At 55.0% G+C, this 17,219-nt stretch carries 15 protein-coding genes and 2 tRNA genes; 1 reads left to right on the top strand and 16 read right to left on the bottom strand.

Translation table 11 applies throughout. The features are described 5' to 3' along the window. Positions 1–24: 24 nt before the first annotated feature. A complete protein-coding gene (locus NR114_RS17885; protein ID WP_256814456.1) occupies positions 25–1,038 on the top strand; it encodes a luciferase-like monooxygenase in 1,014 nt (337 codons plus the stop codon). Positions 1,039–1,120: 82 nt separating this feature from the next. Here NR114_RS17885 and yedF read toward each other — a convergent pair whose 3' ends face one another. The 16 genes from yedF to glmM form a co-directional block, all read right to left on the bottom strand. Continuing rightward, a complete protein-coding gene (gene yedF, locus NR114_RS17880) occupies positions 1,121–1,360 on the bottom strand; it encodes a sulfurtransferase-like selenium metabolism protein YedF (protein WP_004952879.1) in 240 nt (79 codons plus the stop codon). Then, positions 1,357–2,571 carry a selenium metabolism membrane protein YedE/FdhT gene (yedE, locus tag NR114_RS17875; RefSeq protein WP_046374648.1) on the bottom strand — a complete coding sequence of 405 codons (1,215 nt, stop codon included), beginning with the start codon at positions 2,569–2,571 and terminating at the stop codon, positions 1,357–1,359. Before yedE ends, yedF begins: the two co-directional genes overlap by 4 nt. Before the next feature lie 146 nt (positions 2,572–2,717). Continuing rightward, on the bottom strand, positions 2,718–4,685 hold the full coding sequence (locus tag NR114_RS17870) for a DEAD/DEAH family ATP-dependent RNA helicase (RefSeq protein WP_020824957.1): 1,968 nt from the start codon (positions 4,683–4,685) through the stop codon (positions 2,718–2,720). Beyond that, positions 4,675–4,749 carry a protein YrbN gene (yrbN, locus tag NR114_RS24305; protein WP_223499600.1) on the bottom strand — a complete coding sequence of 25 codons (75 nt, stop codon included), beginning with the start codon at positions 4,747–4,749 and terminating at the stop codon, positions 4,675–4,677. The genes NR114_RS17870 and yrbN overlap by 11 nt, the downstream gene beginning before the upstream one ends. A 122-nt stretch (positions 4,750–4,871) precedes the next feature. Next, entirely contained in the window at positions 4,872–5,756 is an 885-nt protein-coding gene (gene nlpI / locus NR114_RS17865) for a lipoprotein NlpI (RefSeq protein WP_012004952.1), read from the bottom strand. Between the two features lie 128 nt (positions 5,757–5,884). Next, positions 5,885–8,002: a polyribonucleotide nucleotidyltransferase gene (pnp, locus tag NR114_RS17860; protein WP_020824956.1), complete on the bottom strand. Its 2,118-nt coding sequence runs from the start codon at positions 8,000–8,002 to the stop codon at positions 5,885–5,887. A 255-nt stretch (positions 8,003–8,257) separates the two neighbouring features. Next, on the bottom strand, positions 8,258–8,527 hold the full coding sequence (gene rpsO / locus NR114_RS17855; RefSeq protein WP_012004950.1) for a 30S ribosomal protein S15: 270 nt from the start codon (positions 8,525–8,527) through the stop codon (positions 8,258–8,260). A 123-nt stretch (positions 8,528–8,650) separates the two neighbouring features. Beyond that, on the bottom strand, positions 8,651–9,595 hold the full coding sequence (gene truB / locus NR114_RS17850) for a tRNA pseudouridine(55) synthase TruB (protein ID WP_115060316.1): 945 nt from the start codon (positions 9,593–9,595) through the stop codon (positions 8,651–8,653). Further along, positions 9,595–10,005 carry a 30S ribosome-binding factor RbfA gene (rbfA, locus tag NR114_RS17845; RefSeq protein WP_020824954.1) on the bottom strand — a complete coding sequence of 137 codons (411 nt, stop codon included), beginning with the start codon at positions 10,003–10,005 and terminating at the stop codon, positions 9,595–9,597. The genes truB and rbfA overlap by 1 nt, the downstream gene beginning before the upstream one ends. Before the next feature lie 68 nt (positions 10,006–10,073). Continuing rightward, positions 10,074–12,761 (bottom strand): translation initiation factor IF-2, encoded by a 2,688-nt coding sequence (gene infB, locus NR114_RS17840; RefSeq protein ID WP_020824953.1) that lies wholly within the window; start codon positions 12,759–12,761, stop codon positions 10,074–10,076. 24 nt (positions 12,762–12,785) lie between these two features. Continuing rightward, a complete protein-coding gene (gene nusA, locus NR114_RS17835) occupies positions 12,786–14,294 on the bottom strand; it encodes a transcription termination factor NusA (protein WP_004952855.1) in 1,509 nt (502 codons plus the stop codon). A gap of 21 nt (positions 14,295–14,315) precedes the next feature. After that, entirely contained in the window at positions 14,316–14,768 is a 453-nt protein-coding gene (gene rimP, locus NR114_RS17830) for a ribosome maturation factor RimP (RefSeq protein WP_071827073.1), read from the bottom strand. Positions 14,769–14,985: 217 nt separating this feature from the next. Continuing rightward, positions 14,986–15,062, bottom strand: a tRNA-Met gene (locus NR114_RS17825). Between the two features lie 60 nt (positions 15,063–15,122). Continuing rightward, positions 15,123–15,209, bottom strand: a tRNA-Leu gene (locus tag NR114_RS17820). A 77-nt stretch (positions 15,210–15,286) separates the two neighbouring features. Continuing rightward, entirely contained in the window at positions 15,287–15,622 is a 336-nt protein-coding gene (gene secG, locus NR114_RS17815; protein WP_020824951.1) for a preprotein translocase subunit SecG, read from the bottom strand. A gap of 252 nt (positions 15,623–15,874) precedes the next feature. After that, positions 15,875–17,212 (bottom strand): phosphoglucosamine mutase, encoded by a 1,338-nt coding sequence (glmM, locus tag NR114_RS17810; protein WP_048762815.1) that lies wholly within the window; start codon positions 17,210–17,212, stop codon positions 15,875–15,877. Positions 17,213–17,219: the final 7 nt, after the last annotated feature.

The raw sequence follows: 17,219 nt of genomic DNA, 5'->3' as shown, positions 1-17,219 counted from the left end.
GATCACCTTTTGATGGACGATGCCATGACTGAAAAAACTGCGGTACCGGTTTCGGTACTGGATTTATCCCCTATCCCACAAGGGGCCAAACCACGTGATGCGTTTCACGCTTCTTTAGATTTAGCACAACATGCCGAAAAATGGGGTTATCAACGCTATTGGTTGGCAGAGCATCACAACATGACCGGCATCGGCAGTGCCGCCACCTCGGTACTGCTGGGTTATCTGGCCGCGGGTACCCAAACCATTCGCCTTGGTTCCGGTGGCGTGATGCTGCCTAACCATGCGCCGCTGGTGATCGCCGAGCAGTTCGGTACGCTGGAGTCTTTGTACCCCGGGCGTATCGATTTGGGCCTCGGCCGTGCACCCGGTACCGATCAACGCACCATGATGGCACTGCGCCGCCATCTGTCCGGCGAGGTGGATAACTTCCCCCGCGACGTGCAGGAACTGCAACATTACTTCTGCGATGCACAACCGGGCCAGCCGGTACAGGCGGTACCCGGCCAAGGATTGCATGTCCCTCTCTGGCTGCTCGGTTCCAGTTTGTACAGCGCGCAGTTGGCGGCACAGCTCGGCCTGCCGTTCGCCTTCGCCTCCCACTTTGCACCGGAGATGCTGTTCCAGGCGCTGAAGTTGTATCGTGATAACTTCAAAGCTTCCGAGCAGTGCCAGCACCCGCATGCGATGGTGTGCGTCAACGTGGTGGCCGCCGACAGCGATGCCGATGCGCGCTTCCTGTTTACGTCGATGCAGCAGCAGTTCATCAACCTGCGTCGTGGTTCGCCAGGCCCACTGCCGGCGCCGGTGGACAATATCCACGCGCTATGGACCGCCGGGGAACAGTACGGGGTTGATCAGGCACTGCGCATGTCGATCATCGGTAACGAAAATACCGTGCGTCACGGGCTGCAAACGTTGCTCAACGAAACCGGTGCGGATGAGATCATGGTTAACGGCCAGATCTTTGACCATCAGGCACGGTTGCATTCGTTTGAGATTGTCGCCGGAATAAAAGACACGCTGGCGAAAGGGTAAGTCAACGGCGGGCCGCAGGGCAATCATTTCCCTTCACGCCCGCCTTGCAAAAATGGGGCAGCACACTGCTGCCCCACGCCGGTTAACGCTGGATAAGATAGCGGATGGTTGGCCCATCCTGCTGAATATCCAACACTTTGTAACCGTGATTCCGCGCGTCGAGTGGAATGTTGTTGATCGACTGCGGGCAGTCGCTGATCACTTCCAGGATCTCGCCCGGCTTCAACTGCGGCATCGCCTCCAGCGTGGCCACTGCCGGATACGGACAAGGTTCACCCAGCATATCCAACCGATAATCTGGCACTATCGCCGCTTGCTTCATGACACACTCCTCAAATTAACCACCTGCGCATCGGGTTTGGCGCGGAAAAAACGTTTCTCCCACCACAGCATGGCGGCAAACGCCAACGCCAGCAGCAGGTAAGTCACCAGCAGGCCGCCGATCGGCCCGAAAGTATCCAGCAGGTTGATCTTGTCGTAATCTGTGGCCAGCGCCGGGGCCAGGTCATCCCAGTAGTAAGCCAGCAGGGTCGCGCCGATGATGTTACCCAGCCCCACCCACCAATAGTGCACCTGTCCTTCCACCGCACGGTACATCCAGCCGGTTTCACAGCCGCCGGCCAGCACGATGCCGAAACCAAACAGCAGGCCGCCCAGAACCGCATTGGGGCCGGCCCACATGATTTTCGGCGCGACACCCAACTGCACATAGCTGAAAATGCCGATGGCGCTCACCGCCATGCCGATAATGATCGCTTTCGCCATGTGGGTACGACCGGTGATCCATAAATCGCGGAAGGCTGAGGTGAAGCAGATCTGCGCACGCTCAATCAGCAGGCCAAAACCGATACCGAACAGCATGGCGATACCCAGCTTCGGCGCATCGAACAGCGTCCAAAGTGACCAGGCTACCGACAGGCAGAAAATCACCATGCCCAAACGGAAGCGGCGGCGCGCCTGCTCCGGCTTTTGCGTCAACGGGGCGGCGGCTTTTACCTTCTGTAATTTCACCGGGATGCGGAACATCGGCAACAGGGTAAATTTGGCGCCAAAGTAGGAGCCAGCAGCGGTCGCCAGTGCGAAGAACCAGGCGTGCAGCGAGAACTGAGGAATACCGGTAAAGAACGCCGCCAGGTTGCAGCCCATCGCCAGACGGGCACCGAAGCCGGCGATAATGCCGCCCAACAGCGCCTGCACAATGCGAATGCGGTGCTGTGGCTGGCGCAGCTTGATGTTATTGGCCCACAGTGCGGCAGCGATACAGCCAGCGAACATGCCGATGATCATCCTGCCGTCGATGCGCTGCAGCGGCGTGCCCTCAAGGCCGATAACCTTGAAGTAGCCCCATTGCTCAGGGTGCAGGCCGAACCACTGCAATACATGGCCGCCCCAGCGGGTAAATTCCCCGGTTACCGCCCAGAAGGTACCGGTCAAACCAAAGTAGTAGGTAGAGAGGATCCCTGCGGCAATCACCGCGGGTAAAGGTGCCCAAAAGCGCACCAGGTATTGAGACTTGAACTGCTGCCAACTCATGGCATCTCCCGTGCGTAGTATCCATAAGAAAAAACCTTATAAATGATACGCCATTTTCTGCCATTTAACGGTGAATTTCAGGCATAAAAAACCAGCCCGAAGGCTGGTTTCTTAGTCCGATTAACCGCAAGCGGTCAAATCAGAGGTTATGCATCACCGAAACGGCGACGTGGCGCAGCCGGAGCGGCGTCATCACGACGTGGGGCGCGTTGGCCGTCACGGTTGAAGTTACCGCCACGACGTTCGCCACCGTTGCCGGCAGGTGCAGCAGCACCGCCTTCACGACGATCACCGAAAGAACGACGGCCTGGGTTTGCCCCTTCACGACGTTCGCCGTTGAATGGACGACCACCGCCACGACGCTCGCCGTTACCTGCACCAGCACCGCCTTCGCGACGCTCACGACGTTCATGCGGCTGTGCATCGCCCAGCAGTTGCATGTTCATCGGCTTGTTCAGGATACGAGTACGGGTGAAGTGAGACAGGATCTCGCCCGGCATGCCTTTTGGCAGTTCGATGGTCGAGTGACCAGCAAACAGCTTGATGTTACCGATGTAACGGCTGCTGATGTCACCTTCGTTAGCGATCGCGCCAACGATATGACGAACTTCAACGCCGTCATCACGGCCCACTTCAATGCGGTACAGCTGCATTTCGCCAACGTCACGACGCTCGCGACGTGGGCGATCTGCGCCACCATCACGGCTGTCTGGACGTGCGTCACGACGACGGTCGCTACCGCGATCGTCACGGTCGTTGAATTCACGACGCTGACGTGGTTTGAACACGGGATCCGGTGGCAAGATCAGAGGACGTTCGCCCTGTGCCATTTTCAGCAGTGCTGCGGCCAGGGTTTCCATTTCCAGCTCTTCTTCCGGCTGCAGTTTAGCCAGCAGTGCGCGGTACATGTCCAGATCGCTGCTTTCCAGCTGTTGCTGTACTTTAGCGGCGAACTTGGCCAGACGACGCTCACCCAGCAGTTCTGCGTTTGGCAGCTCAACTTCTGGAATGGTCAGCTTCATGGTGCGTTCGATGTTGCGCAGCAGGCGGCGTTCGCGGTTTTCTACGAACAGCAGCGCACGGCCGGCACGACCGGCACGGCCGGTACGGCCGATACGGTGAACGTAAGACTCTGAATCCATAGGGATATCATAGTTTACCACCAGGCTGATACGCTCAACGTCCAGGCCACGAGCAGCAACGTCGGTTGCGATCAGGATATCCAGACGACCATCTTTCAGGCGCTCCAGGGTCTGCTCACGCAGTGCCTGGTTCATGTCGCCGTTCAGTGCTGCGCTGCTGTAACCGCTGCGCTCCAGCGCTTCAGCCACTTCCAGGGTCGCGTTTTTGGTACGAACGAAGATAATCGCCGCATCAAAGTCTTCCGCTTCCAGGAAACGCACCAGCGCTTCGTTTTTACGCATGCCGTGCACAGTCCAGTAGCTCTGGCTGATGTCCGGACGGGTAGTGATGCTGGATTGGATGCGCACTTCCTGCGGCTCTTTCATGAAGCGGCGGGTAATGCGACGGATCGCTTCCGGCATGGTTGCGGAGAACAGCGCGGTCTGATGTTCAGCCGGGATCTCTGCCATGATGGTTTCTACGTCTTCGATAAAGCCCATGCGCAGCATTTCGTCGGCTTCATCCAGCACCAGACCGCTCAGGTTAGAGAGGTTCAGGGTGCCACGCTTCAGGTGGTCCAGCAGACGGCCTGGAGTCCCTACTACGATTTGCGGGCCCTGACGCAGAGCGCGCAGCTGCACGTCATAACGCTGGCCGCCATACAGGGCCACGACGTTAACGCCATGCATGTGTTTGGAGAAATCAGTCATCGCTTCAGCAACCTGAACCGCCAGTTCGCGGGTCGGTGCCAGCACCAGAATCTGAGGTGCTTTCAGGGAAGCGTCAAGGTTGTGCAGCAGTGGCAGCGAGAATGCTGCAGTTTTACCACTACCGGTCTGTGCCATGCCCAGCACATCACGGCCGTTCAACAGGTGAGGAATACACTCAGCCTGGATCGGTGAAGGTTTTTCATAGCCCAGATCGGTCAGGGCAGAAATGATCGGAGCAGACAGCCCCAGGTCAGCAAAAGAGGTTTCAAGCTCAGTAGTCATGTACACGTGCCTCATTAATAATGGCAGCCAGTCTACATAACTCGTCGAGAAAATTTTCAGTCATTTTCATTGAAAAGTGTGAACCGGCTCAAATTAGATTATAAAACGAACAAAAAAGCCCTCGCCCGTTAAGACGATAACTTTGGCAAAAAACCAATGTATATCAGGCTGATAGTTGTTCGTCAGCTATTGCTGGTCCGATTCCGATAGGTCGTCTTGTTCTTGGCCTAACAGCGCCAATTCCAACAATGCATAGCGGTGCTCAACGAAGTTATGAACGTTGTTAGCGACCGTCAGTTTGAACAGCGCCGAAGCGGTGTCCTTGTCCCCCAGACTTAGGTAATGCTTACCTAAATAGAAGTCAGTTTCACTGAGATGCTCAGCGAGCGAAGTGTTATCCGTTGCATCTGCCTTGAGCCTTTCCATCAGCGTTTTTTCACTGATGTTGCCCAGGTAGAATTCGACAATATTCCATCCCCATTGCCCTCGGTTCGCTTTGTCATAACGCTGCTGGAGCGCTACGTCAGCCTTCTTGGGATCGATTTCTCTTTCCACCAGATAAAGCCACAACGAACGGAAGGGATCGTTTGGGTCGTCTTGATAAAACGCCTGCAGATCATCCTGCGCCAACGGGAAGCGGCCGCCATAATACAGTGCGATGCCCCGGTTTAAACGCGCGTAATTGTAAGTTGGATCAAGCTCTAGTACAGAATCAAACGCTTCATAGGCAGCATCAAAATTGCCTGCCTGCGTTAAGTAAATGCCCAGGTAGTTGAAAACTTCTGGCATATCAGGACGTATCGCCAGCGCTTGCGAGAAATCATTGCGCGCCAGTGCACGTAGCCCGAGGCTATCATACAGCACACCGCGCTCATATAAAAGCTGCGCACGCTCATCGTCCGTCAGTGCCCGGCTGGCAAGTATTTGTTCCATGCGCGCCAGGATCACTTCCTGCTGCAGAGTTGGCTGCAACGGGATCGCCAAAACTTCGTCTTTACGCCAATCATGGTTGCTGCATCCTGCCAGCATGAGTGCTGTCGCAACGTAACACCAGCGCAAGAAAGGCTTCATTTCCCACTCCCGAAGACAAACATTGGATGAACATCCTTTCATCCGTTTGCTAATACGCAAGCATCCTACCCGCGCGATACGAACAGCTCCCAACCCCATGGCCGGGAGCTGTAAATCTATCTATACAGTTATTCTGCTTCAGGCGCAGGCGAACCTGCTTCTGGTGCGGTCGCTTCTTTGATGCTCAGACGCACGCGGCCCTGACGGTCAACTTCCAGTACCTTAACCGGTACTTCCTGACCCATCTGCAGATAGTCGGTCACTTTCTCAACGCGCTTGTCTGCGATTTGAGAGATGTGCACCAGACCTTCTTTACCACCACCGATCGCCACGAATGCGCCGAAATCAACGATACGGGTAACTTTACCCTGGTAAATACGGCCCACTTCGATCTCGGCAGTGATCTCTTCGATGCGGCGAATAGCGAATTTCGCTTTCTCACCGTCGGTAGCAGCGATTTTCACTGTACCATCATCTTCGATTTCGATGGTAGTGCCGGTCTCTTCGGTCAACGCACGGATGACAGAGCCGCCTTTACCAATCACGTCTTTGATCTTGTCCGGGTTGATTCGGATAGTGTGAATACGTGGTGCGAACTGAGAGATATCGCCACGCGGAGTGCTGATAGCCTGTTCCATTACGCCCAGGATGTGCAGACGCGCGCCCTTGGCCTGGTTCAGTGCAACCTGCATGATTTCGCGGGTGATGCCTTCAATTTTAATGTCCATCTGCAGCGCGGTAATACCGTCACGGCTACCCGCTACTTTGAAGTCCATGTCGCCCAGGTGATCTTCGTCACCCAGAATGTCGGACAGAACCACAAAGTTGTCTTGTTCTTTCACCAGGCCCATTGCGATACCCGCAACGGCGGCTTTGATTGGCACACCAGCGTCCATCAGCGCCAAAGAAGCGCCACAGACTGAAGCCATAGAAGAAGAACCGTTGGATTCGGTGATTTCGGAAACCACACGCACCGTGTACGGGAAATCTTCTGCTTTAGGCATCATAGCCAATACGCCGCGTTTCGCCAGGCGACCGTGACCAATTTCACGACGTTTAGGCGAACCTACCATCCCAGTCTCACCAACGGAGTACGGAGGGAAGTTGTAGTGGAACAGGAAGCTGTCGGTCTTCTCGCCCATCAGCTCATCCAGGTTCTGCGCATCACGTGCGGTACCCAGAGTTGCAGTAACCAGAGCCTGAGTTTCACCACGGGTGAACAGTGCGGAACCGTGGGTACGCGGCAGTACGCCGGTGCGCACGTCCAGACCACGGATCATGTCTTTTTCACGGCCGTCGATACGCGGCTCGCCACGCAGCACGCGGCTACGAACGACGTTTTTCTCAACGCTGCCCAGGATGTCCTGAATTTCAGACGCGTCCAGGGTTTCGTCCTGCGCCAACAGGGTTTCAACAACGCTGTTCTTGATCGCATCTACCTGAGCGTAACGCTCTTGTTTTTCGGTGATGTGATAAGCGTCGCCCAGGCGGCCTTCTGCCAGTTCTGCAACGCGCGCGTGCAGCGCTTCGTTGACTGCAGGTGCCTGCCAATCCCACTTAGGCTTGCCGGCTTCGGCAACCAGGGAATTGATGTTCTCGATAACGATCTGCTGTTGCTCGTGGCCAAAGACCACCGCGCCCAGCATTTGATCTTCGCTCAGAACGTCAGCTTCGGATTCAACCATCAGCACTGCACCTGCGGTACCGGCAACCACCAAGTCCAGGCTGCTTTCTTTCAGCTCGTCAGTCGTTGGGTTCAGCACGTACTGGCTGTTGATGTAACCCACGCGAGCGGCACCGATTGGGCCATTGAACGGAATACCGGACAGGCTCAGGGCTGCAGAGGCACCGATCATCGCAACGATGTCCGGGTTAACCTGCGGGTTTACGGAAACAACGGTCGCGATCACCTGAACTTCGTTCAGGAAGCTGTCCGGGAACAGTGGACGGATCGGACGGTCAATCAGGCGGGAAGTCAGAGTTTCGCCTTCGCTCGGACGGCCTTCACGACGGAAGAAGCTGCCCGGGATACGACCAGCAGCGTAGGTACGCTCCTGATAGTTAACGGTCAGTGGGAAGAAGCTCTGGCCTGGTTTGGCTTTTTTCTGGCCAACTACGGTAACGAATACGGCGGTGTCATCCATGCTCACCATCACGGCGGCGGTGGCTTGACGAGCCATCATACCGGTCTCGATAGTGACGGTATGCTGGCCATACTGGAATTTGCGAATGATCGGTGTCAGCAAAATTATATCCTTAGATTAGGCGCGCAATCGTATTGACGACTCGACACGCCATTGGCTCGATTTGCCTTCTCACTACATCCTCGCGACTAATGACAATCCTTATCTCAAGCCTGAGACAAAGCCTCTCATTAGCCGCGCGAACCTCTGTAATGGAAGATCCTGTTTGGAAACATCAGTAATACATTAACCTGATTTGCTTATGCTTCCTAGAAGAAAGGGGCCCAAATAGGCCCCTTTCCACTGAAACTCGCTAGATTAGCGACGCAGACCCAGACGCTCGATCAGGCTGGTGTAACGTGCTACATCTTTACGCTTCAGGTAGTCCAGCAGCTTACGACGCTGAGAAACCATACGCAGCAGACCACGACGGCTGTGGTGATCTTTTTTGTGCTCTGAGAAGTGGCCTTGCAGATGGTTGATCTGCGCAGTCAACAGGGCAACCTGAACTTCGGAAGAACCGCTGTCGTTAGTACCACGACCGAAATCAGCTACGATTTTAGCTTTAGCTTCAACACTTAGAGACATTGTAATACTCCAGATTATAGATAATAAATACAGGCGCCGATCTCTAATTCAGCAACCCAATGCATAAGCTGCGCCATTCTACCCTTAGCGCAGTGCGATCGCAAGGCAGTGCGTTTTCTGCCCTCAGTCGAAATATTCGACGACCAGGCGGCGCGGCGCCACACGACCGTCATCGGCAATATCGCCCACGCCGATAAATTTACGCTCTTCACCTTCGGTGATACGTACCATGCCCGAGGCCGGCGCACCGGCAACCTGTACGGGCTGCCCCTGCTTAACGTATCCCGCGACTACCGGCAGCAAATTCACTTCCGGGTAGTTCTCCACCGGGCTGTCCATCGGCATCAGCAAAGGATCGAGCAGCTCGCCTGGCGCGACTTCCTGTGCCTGTGCCTGCTCCAGCAATTCGTTCAGCTGTTCCAGCGTGACCATCCTTTCGATCGGATAGGTCGCCACCTGCAGACGACGTAGGTAGATCACGTGTGCGCCACACCCCAGCAACTCACCGAGGTCGTCGGTAATGGTGCGGATGTAGGTGCCTTTCGAACAGTGAATTTCCAGCTCCAGTTCGTCCCCTTCCCAGCGGATAAACTGCAGATCGTAAACGGTGATGCTGCGTGCTTCGCGCGGAACTTCGATACCTTGACGAGCATACTCATAGAGTTTCTTGCCCTGGTACTTCAGCGCCGAATACATCGAAGGCACCTGCTTGATATCGCCGCGGAAGCTGTCCAACGCCGCATCGAGCTGCACCTGGGTGAAGTTCACCGGACGTTCCTGCACAATCTGGCCGTCGGCGTCCGAAGTATCGGTGCGCTGACCCAGTCGAGCAATAACGCGATAGCGTTTGTCGGAGTCGAGCAGGAACTGTGAGAACTTGGTCGCCTCACCGAGGCAAATCGGCAGCATGCCGGTCGCCAGCGGGTCGAGCGCGCCGGTGTGTCCCGCGCGGTTGGCGTTATAGAGGCGTTTTACTTTTTGCAGGGCGTCGTTAGACGACAGGCCCTGCGGTTTGTCCAGCAACAGGACGCCGTGGATATCACGGCCGCGGCGACGAGGGCGACTCATTAAGCCTCCTCGTCATCGCCTGATGCGGAACGGCGTTCGGCGTCGTTCTTCACTACGTTAGTCACCAGGTTGGACATGCGCATGCCTTCAACCAGAGAGTTGTCGTAAGCGAAGGTCAGCTCAGGTACTACACGCAGACGCATGGCTTTGCCCAGCAATGTGCGGATGTAGCCCGAAGCGTCTTGCAGCGCTTTGATACCGTTTGGCACCAGTTCCGGATCCGGGTTTTCGGTCAACACGTTCAGGAAGGTGACATAAACTTTGGCATAGGCCAAATCGCGAGAAACTTCTACACCAGAAACGGTAGCCATGCCGATACGCGGATCTTTGACTTCACGCTGCAGAATGATAGCAATCTCTTTTTGCATCTCTTGTGCCACGCGCTGACCGCGGCTGAATTCTTTTGCCATTATGGATTCTCCAGACAAATCGGGGGGCACAAGGCCCCCCAGAAAAGACTTAAGCAGATGTGCTAGCGTTAAGCGATGGTACGTTGGATCTCGATGATTTCGAAGACTTCGATCATGTCGCCGACGCGCACGTCGTTGTAGTTCTTAACGCCGATACCACATTCCATGCCGTTACGGACTTCGTTAACGTCATCTTTGAAGCGGCGCAGGGATTCCAGCTCGCCTTCATAGATAACCACGTTGTCGCGCAGAACGCGGATTGGGTTGTGACGCTTGATGTTACCTTCGGTAACCATACAACCGGCAATAGCACCGAATTTAGGTGATTTGAACACGTCACGCACTTCGGCCAGACCGATGATCTGCTGCTTGTACTCAGGCGCCAACATACCGCTCATCGCCTGCTTCACTTCATCGATCAAGTTATAGATCACGGAGTAGTAACGCAGATCCAGGCTTTCTGCTTCAATCACGCGGCGCGCAGAAGCGTCGGCACGGACGTTGAAGCCCAGGATGATGGCGTTGGAAGCGGCTGCCAGCGTTGCGTCGGTTTCAGTGATACCACCTACGCCAGAACCAACAATCTTCACTTTCACTTCGTCGGTAGAGAGTTTCAACAGTGAATCCATGATGGCTTCACAAGAACCCTGTACGTCGGATTTCAGTACGATGTTCAGCTCAGAAACTTCACCGTCGGTCATGTTCGCAAACATGTTTTCCAGTTTGGATTTCTGCTGACGCGCCAGTTTAACTTCGCGGAACTTGCCTTGACGGTACAGCGCAACTTCACGCGCTTTCTTCTCGTCACGCACAACGGTCGCTTCATCACCGGCGGCAGGAACGCTGGACAGGCCCAGGATCTCAACCGGAATAGAAGGACCCGCAGAGGTCACTTCGCGACCCAGTTCGTCACGCATCGCACGCACGCGGCCGTATTCGAAGCCACACAGAACGATATCGCCTTTGTTCAGCGTACCTTCCTGTACCAACACGGTAGCAACCGGACCACGACCTTTATCCAGGAAGGATTCGATAACTACGCCGCTGGCCATGCCGCTGCGTACTGCTTTCAGTTCGAGAACTTCGGACTGCAGCAGGATAGCGTTCAGCAGTTCGTCGATACCGGTACCGGCTTTCGCAGATACGTGAACGAACTGAGCTTCGCCGCCCCACTCTTCCGGCATAACGCCGTACTGGGACAGTTCTTGCTTAACGCGATCCGGATCGGCTTCCGGCTTGTCAATTTTGTTCACTGCAACCACCAACGGTACCTGCGCAGCTTTCGCATGCTGGATAGCTTCGATGGTTTGCGGCATCACGCCGTCGTCGGCAGCAACAACCAGAACAACGATGTCAGTCGCCTGAGCACCACGGGCACGCATTGAAGTAAAGGCTGCGTGGCCTGGGGTATCCAGGAAGGTGATCATGCCGTTGTCGGTTTCTACGTGATAAGCACCGATATGCTGGGTAATACCGCCGGCCTCGCCTGCTGCCACCTTGGTGGAGCGGATGTAGTCCAGCAAAGAAGTTTTACCGTGGTCGACGTGGCCCATGATGGTCACAACTGGCGCACGTGGCTCAGCCGCTGCACCGGTATCACGATCGCTCATCAGCGCTTCTTCCAGCTCGTTCTCACGACGCAGGATAACTTTGTGGCCCATCTCTTCGGCAACCAACTGCGCGGTTTCCTGATCGATGACCTGGTTGATGGTGGCCATTGCGCCCAGCTTCATCATCGCTTTGATGACCTGAGAGCCTTTAACCGCCATTTTGTTAGCCAGTTCGGCTACGGTGATGGTTTCGCCGATAATAACGTCGCGGTTAACCACCTGAGCTGGCTTGTTGAAGCCCTGCTGCAGAGTGCTTGGCTTACGCTTGCCTTTACCACCACGGGTAACGGCGCGCGCTTCTTCACGGTCTGCTTTAGACTCGGAAAGCTTGTTGCCTTTCTTCTGCTTGGTCGCTTTACCGCCACGGGTGCGGCTGCGGCGTTCGCCTTCAACTTTAGCGTCGTTTTCGTCTTCAGCGGCACGGGCGTGCTGAGAGGTAGTCACGTGGTAATCGGCTGTTTCAACCGCAGCGCTTGCTGCTTCAGCTTCGGCCCACTTCTCACCGTTCTCTTCTGCCATGCGGCGAGCTTCTTCCGCTACGCGTTTGGCGTCTTCTTCGACCTTACGGCGTACTTCCTCTTCCGCTTTACGTTTCAGTTCAGCGGCTTCGGCTTCACGGCGTGCTTTTTCTGCCTGAGCTGGCTTGGTCATTTCGTCGGTATGTTGATTCGTCACTTTTTCTTTTTCCGCTGAATTACGCTTAGCAATCTCCGCGGCCTCACGTTTGGCTTGCTCTTCGGCTGCGCGCTTCGCTTCTGCTTCGCGTTTCGCTAGCTCTTCCGCTTCGCGCTGTGCCTGCTCTTCCGCTTCACGCTGTGCCTGCTCTGCCGCTTCAGCCTGTTGGGCTTCTGGCGTATCGCGATTTACATAAGTGCGTTTCTTGCGGACCTCAATTTGCACCGATTTACTTTTACCGCCGGTGCTCGGAATATTCAAGGTGCTGCGCGTTTTGCGCTGCAACGTGAGCTTACCAGGCGCGCTACCGTGTTCACGGTTCAGGTGCGCCAGTAAGGCTTCTTTCTCATGTTGGGTTACAGAGTCTGTCTCAGACTTGTTAATCCCTGCATCAGCAAACTGCTGTACCAGGCGATCAACTGGAGTCTGAATCTCTGCTGCCAGCGATTTTACGGTTACATCTGTCGTCATGCTGTTCCTTCCTGCTACAGTTTATTACGCGTTGTCGCCAAACCAACAGATATTACGTGCGGCCATAATCAGCTCGCCGGCTTGCTCATCGCTAAGCCCTTCAATATCAGCCAGATCGTCAACACCCTGCTCGGCAAGATCTTCCAGCGTACAAACCCCACGCGCGGCCAGTTTAAAGGCCATGCTGCGCTCAAGACCCGGAAGGTTGAGCAAATCGTCAGCAGGTTTTTGGTCGCCCAGGCTTTCTTCTTGGGCCAGGGCCAGCGTGGTCAATGCAGCTTTGGCGCGATCGCGCAACGCTTCAACCATATCTTCATCCAGACCGTCGATTTCCAGCAGCTCTTTGATTGGCACGTAAGCCAATTCTTCCAGCGTAGAGAAGCCTTCTTCAACCAGTACGGTGGCGAAATCTTCGTCGATATCAAGATACTTGGTGAAGGTATCAATGGCGGCATGAGCTTCGGCCTGGTGCTTGGCCTGCAGATCGTCCGCCGTCATCACGTTCAGTTCCCAACGGTCGTCGTCACGGTGTTGTTTTAACAGCTGGGATGCCAAACGCACGTTTTGGCCATTACGGCCGATCGCCTGTGCCAGATTGCTGGCTTCAACGGCGATATCCATAGTGCAATTATCTTCATCAACCACGATCGAGGCAACGTCTGCCGGCGCCATGGCGTTGATGACGAACTGCGCAGGGTTATCATCCCACAGGATGATGTCGATACGTTCACCGCCGAGCTCGCTCGAAACGGCCTGAACGCGCGCACCGCGCATACCTACGCAAGCGCCGACCGGGTCGATGCGTTTGTCGTTGGTTTTCACTGCAATTTTCGCACGGGAGCCTGGATCGCGGGCTGCCGCTTTAATTTCAATCACTTCTTCGCCGATTTCCGGTACTTCGATGCGGAACAGTTCTTTCAGCATCTCGGCGCTGGAGCGGCTGACGAACAGCTGGGCACCACGGGCTTCGGGACGAACGGCGTACAGGATGCCGCGGATGCGGTCGCCTGGACGGAAGTTTTCGCGCGGCAGCATGTCTTCACGGCCAATGACCGCTTCGGCGTTGCTGCCCAGATCCAGCGCAATGCTGTCACGGTTAACTTTCTTCACTACGCCGGTGACGATTTCACCTTCGTGCTGACGGAAAGCATCAACGACCATAGCGCGCTCGGCTTCACGTACTTTCTGTACGATAACCTGTTTCGCGGTTTGAGTGGTGATACGGTCGAAGGTAACAGATTCAATCTGATCTTCGATGTAACCGCCCAGCTCGATGCCTGGCTCTTCATACTGCGCAGCTTCCAGCGTGATTTCACGCGTTGGCTGAGTCACTTCATCTACGGCGACCCAACGGCGGAAGGTATCGAAATCGCCAGTTTTGCGGTCAATGCTGACGCGAACTTCGATTTCCTGCTCGTATTTTTTCTTGGTGGCGGTGGCTAATGCGGTTTCCAGCGCTTCGAAAATCTTCTCACGCGGAAGGGATTTTTCATTGGAAACAGCTTCAACAACAGCCAGAATCTCTTTATTCATCCTAGTTGCCTCATCCAAACTTTAAAAGTGGGGTACCAGGTTCGCTTTCTGGATATTGCTCAGCGCGAACACTTCATCTTTCCCTTCCACAGTAACCGTGATCATCTCGCCATCGACAGACTTGATAATGCCCTGCCATTTGCGACGGTTCTGTACGGCCATGCGCAGGACCAAGCTGACTTCATCACCGAGGAAACGAGTATAGTGTTCGGCGGTGAACATCGGGCGATCAAGGCCAGGAGAGGAGACTTCCAAGTTGTAAGCGACTGTGATTGGCTCTTCGACGTCCAATACAGCGCTGACCTGGTGGCTGACATCAGCGCAATCGTCAACATTGATGCCGTTTTCACTGTCAATATAGATACGGAGCGTCGATTGGCGCGCACGAATAAATTCGATGCCTACAAGTTCAAAGCCCAACGCTTCTACCGGTGCCGAAAGCATCTCTGTTAATTTTTGCTCTAATGTGGACAAGCCCACCCCCAAGACATAAAAAAAGGGCCTAATAGCCCAGTGATTCTGTTGCCAAATAACAAAAAACCCCGAAAATTCGGGGCTTTATGCAACTGGACCCTGTTTGCCGCTAAGCGGCTTCGGTGCAACTTTCTAACAAGTGTCATTTTCAAATGTTGATCGAGAAAAGCGGAATTCAATCGAAAAGTGTATTTGAAAATAAACACTTAAAGGAAAGTGGTTGCGGGGGCCGGATTTGAACCGACGACCTTCGGGTTATGAGCCCGACGAGCTACCAGGCTGCTCCACCCCGCGTCCGAAAACGTGGCAAATATTACGCCGATAATCGCAAAATTGCAAGTTATCTCTGGGATTTGGTACCGAGGATGGGACTCGAACCCACAAGCCCGTTAGGGCACTACCACCTCAAGGTAGCGTGTCTACCAATTCCACCACCTCGGTACTGATTCTTACTGCTAACGGCCGTTATTTTAATGAGGTAATAACAACCGTTTTCAAACTCTGTTACTGCGTGCTGCTTACTGCGGGATATCGCTGCTCGGCTTGGTTGGTGCTGCCGGCGCGGTAGTCTGCTCAGATTTCACTGGCTGACCCAGATTTTCCCACTCGCTGCCTTTCTTGCTCTGGTTGGTGCTCAGGTTGCCCAGGATCAGACTGATGACGAAGAACAGCGTCGCCAGCACAGCCGTCATGCGGGTCATGAAGTTACCGGAACCGCTCGAACCGAACAATGTGCCAGAAGCACCTGCTCCGAATGAGGCTCCCATATCAGCGCCTTTACCTTGCTGCAGCATAATCAGAGCAACCAGCCCGATTGAGATCAGCAGGAAAATTACCAGAAGAGCTTCGTACATAGTTGTACCCGTATCCTTGCGGCTTCACCGCGTGCCAAATGCTTCACACCCCAAAGGCTTCTAATTCTATTAAGAAGTCGCAGGCGTTATATCAAACTGCCCACTGAAGCGGGTGTGAATACTAACCAAAGGCGCCAAACCACGCAAGGGCAATTTGCAGCCACCGGCGCGTTTGCGGAAAAAAACGCCAATAAAATTCGCAGGCTGTGATTTCCGAGGGCAGCGGTTGCCCCCGGACCGATCAAAAAAGCGTTAGCCCGCAGATTTCACCGCGTCGGCAATGCGATGTGCCAATGCCGTCACTTGCTGCTCGTCCTCGCCTTCCACCATCACGCGGATCAGCGGCTCGGTACCGGATTTACGTAGCAGCACGCGGCCGCGGCCGGCCAGTTCAGCCTCGACCTGCTCGGTGATTTTACGCACCTCTTCCGATTCAAGCGGGTTGTGCTCGCCGACAAAACGCACGTTGACCAGGATCTGCGGCAGTAATTTCATGCCGCTGCACAGGTCGTGCAGGCTCATGTTGTTGCGGACCATCGCCGTCAGTACCTGCAGACCGGCAACGATGCCGTCACCGGTGGTAGTTTTATCCAGCAGGATTACATGGCCGGAGTTCTCCGCACCAATGCGCCACCCCAGTTCCTGCAGCTTCTCAAGTACGTAGCGGTCACCGACTTTGGCGCGAGCAAAGGGAATGCCCAACTGCTTAAGTGCCAGTTCGAGCCCCATGTTGCTCATCAGCGTGCCTACCGCGCCACCGCGCAATTGGCCCTGACGCAACCCTTCGCGGGCGATGATATAAAGGATCTGGTCGCCGTCGACCTTGTGGCCAAGGTGATCAACCATCATCACCCTGTCACCGTCACCGTCAAATGCCAGACCGACGTGCGCTTTCTCCTGCAGCACGCGCTCTTGCAGTTGGCGAACGTCTGTTGCACCGCATTTTTCATTGATGTTCATGCCATCCGGTTCAACGCCGATGGCAATCACCGTGGCACCCAGTTCACGCAGCACGCTCGGCGCAATGTGATAGGTCGCGCCGTTGGCGCAGTCCACCACAATTTTCAGGCCTTTCAGGCTCAGTTCGCTCGGGAAGGTGCCTTTACAGAATTCGATGTAACGGCCGGCGGCATCAATGATCCGGCTCGCTTTACCCAGTTCGGAAGATTCTACGCAGGTCAGCGGTTTTTCCATTTCAGCTTCAATGGCTTCTTCCACATGATCCGGCAGCTTCGCGCCATCAATGGAGAAGAATTTAATGCCGTTGTCGTAAAAAGGATTATGAGAAGCCGAGATCACAATACCGGCTTCCGCACGGAAGGTACGCGTCAAATAGGCTACCGCCGGCGTCGGCATTGGCCCCGTGAAGGAAGCAGACAGCCCCGCCGCGGCAAGACCGGCTTCCAATGCAGACTCAAGCATGTAACCTGAGATACGGGTATCTTTGCCGATAATAATTTTACGAGAACCGTGGCGTGCCAGCACCTTGCCCGCCGCCCAGCCCAGCTTCAGAACGAAATCTGGGGTAATAGGGCTATCACCGACCTTGCCACGAATGCCGTCGGTACCAAAATATTTGCGCTCGCTCATGTCTCTA

The organism is Serratia sp. Ser99 (assembly GCF_024519545.1).
GTDB classification, from domain to species: domain Bacteria; phylum Pseudomonadota; class Gammaproteobacteria; order Enterobacterales; family Enterobacteriaceae; genus Serratia; species Serratia liquefaciens.
The sequence above is the reverse complement of the archived record's forward strand: the minus strand, read 5'-3'. Positions and strand labels throughout refer to the sequence as shown.

Coding starts and splice junctions, on each gene's coding strand:
- NR114_RS17885 (WP_256814456.1), top strand. CDS start 25: ATGACTGAAAAAACTGCGGTACCGGTTTCGGTACTGGATTTATCCCCT.
- yedF (WP_004952879.1), bottom strand. CDS start 1,360: ATGAAGCAAGCGGCGATAGTGCCAGATTATCGGTTGGATATGCTGGGT.
- yedE (WP_046374648.1), bottom strand. CDS start 2,571: ATGAGTTGGCAGCAGTTCAAGTCTCAATACCTGGTGCGCTTTTGGGCA.
- NR114_RS17870 (WP_020824957.1), bottom strand. CDS start 4,685: ATGACTACTGAGCTTGAAACCTCTTTTGCTGACCTGGGGCTGTCTGCT.
- nlpI (WP_012004952.1), bottom strand. CDS start 5,756: ATGAAGCCTTTCTTGCGCTGGTGTTACGTTGCGACAGCACTCATGCTG.
- rpsO (WP_012004950.1), bottom strand. CDS start 8,527: ATGTCTCTAAGTGTTGAAGCTAAAGCTAAAATCGTAGCTGATTTCGGT.
- truB (WP_115060316.1), bottom strand. CDS start 9,595: ATGAGTCGCCCTCGTCGCCGCGGCCGTGATATCCACGGCGTCCTGTTG.
- rbfA (WP_020824954.1), bottom strand. CDS start 10,005: ATGGCAAAAGAATTCAGCCGCGGTCAGCGCGTGGCACAAGAGATGCAA.
- infB (WP_020824953.1), bottom strand. CDS start 12,761: ATGACGACAGATGTAACCGTAAAATCGCTGGCAGCAGAGATTCAGACT.
- nusA (WP_004952855.1), bottom strand. CDS start 14,294: ATGAATAAAGAGATTCTGGCTGTTGTTGAAGCTGTTTCCAATGAAAAA.
- secG (WP_020824951.1), bottom strand. CDS start 15,622: ATGTACGAAGCTCTTCTGGTAATTTTCCTGCTGATCTCAATCGGGCTG.
- glmM (WP_048762815.1), bottom strand. CDS start 17,212: ATGAGCGAGCGCAAATATTTTGGTACCGACGGCATTCGTGGCAAGGTC.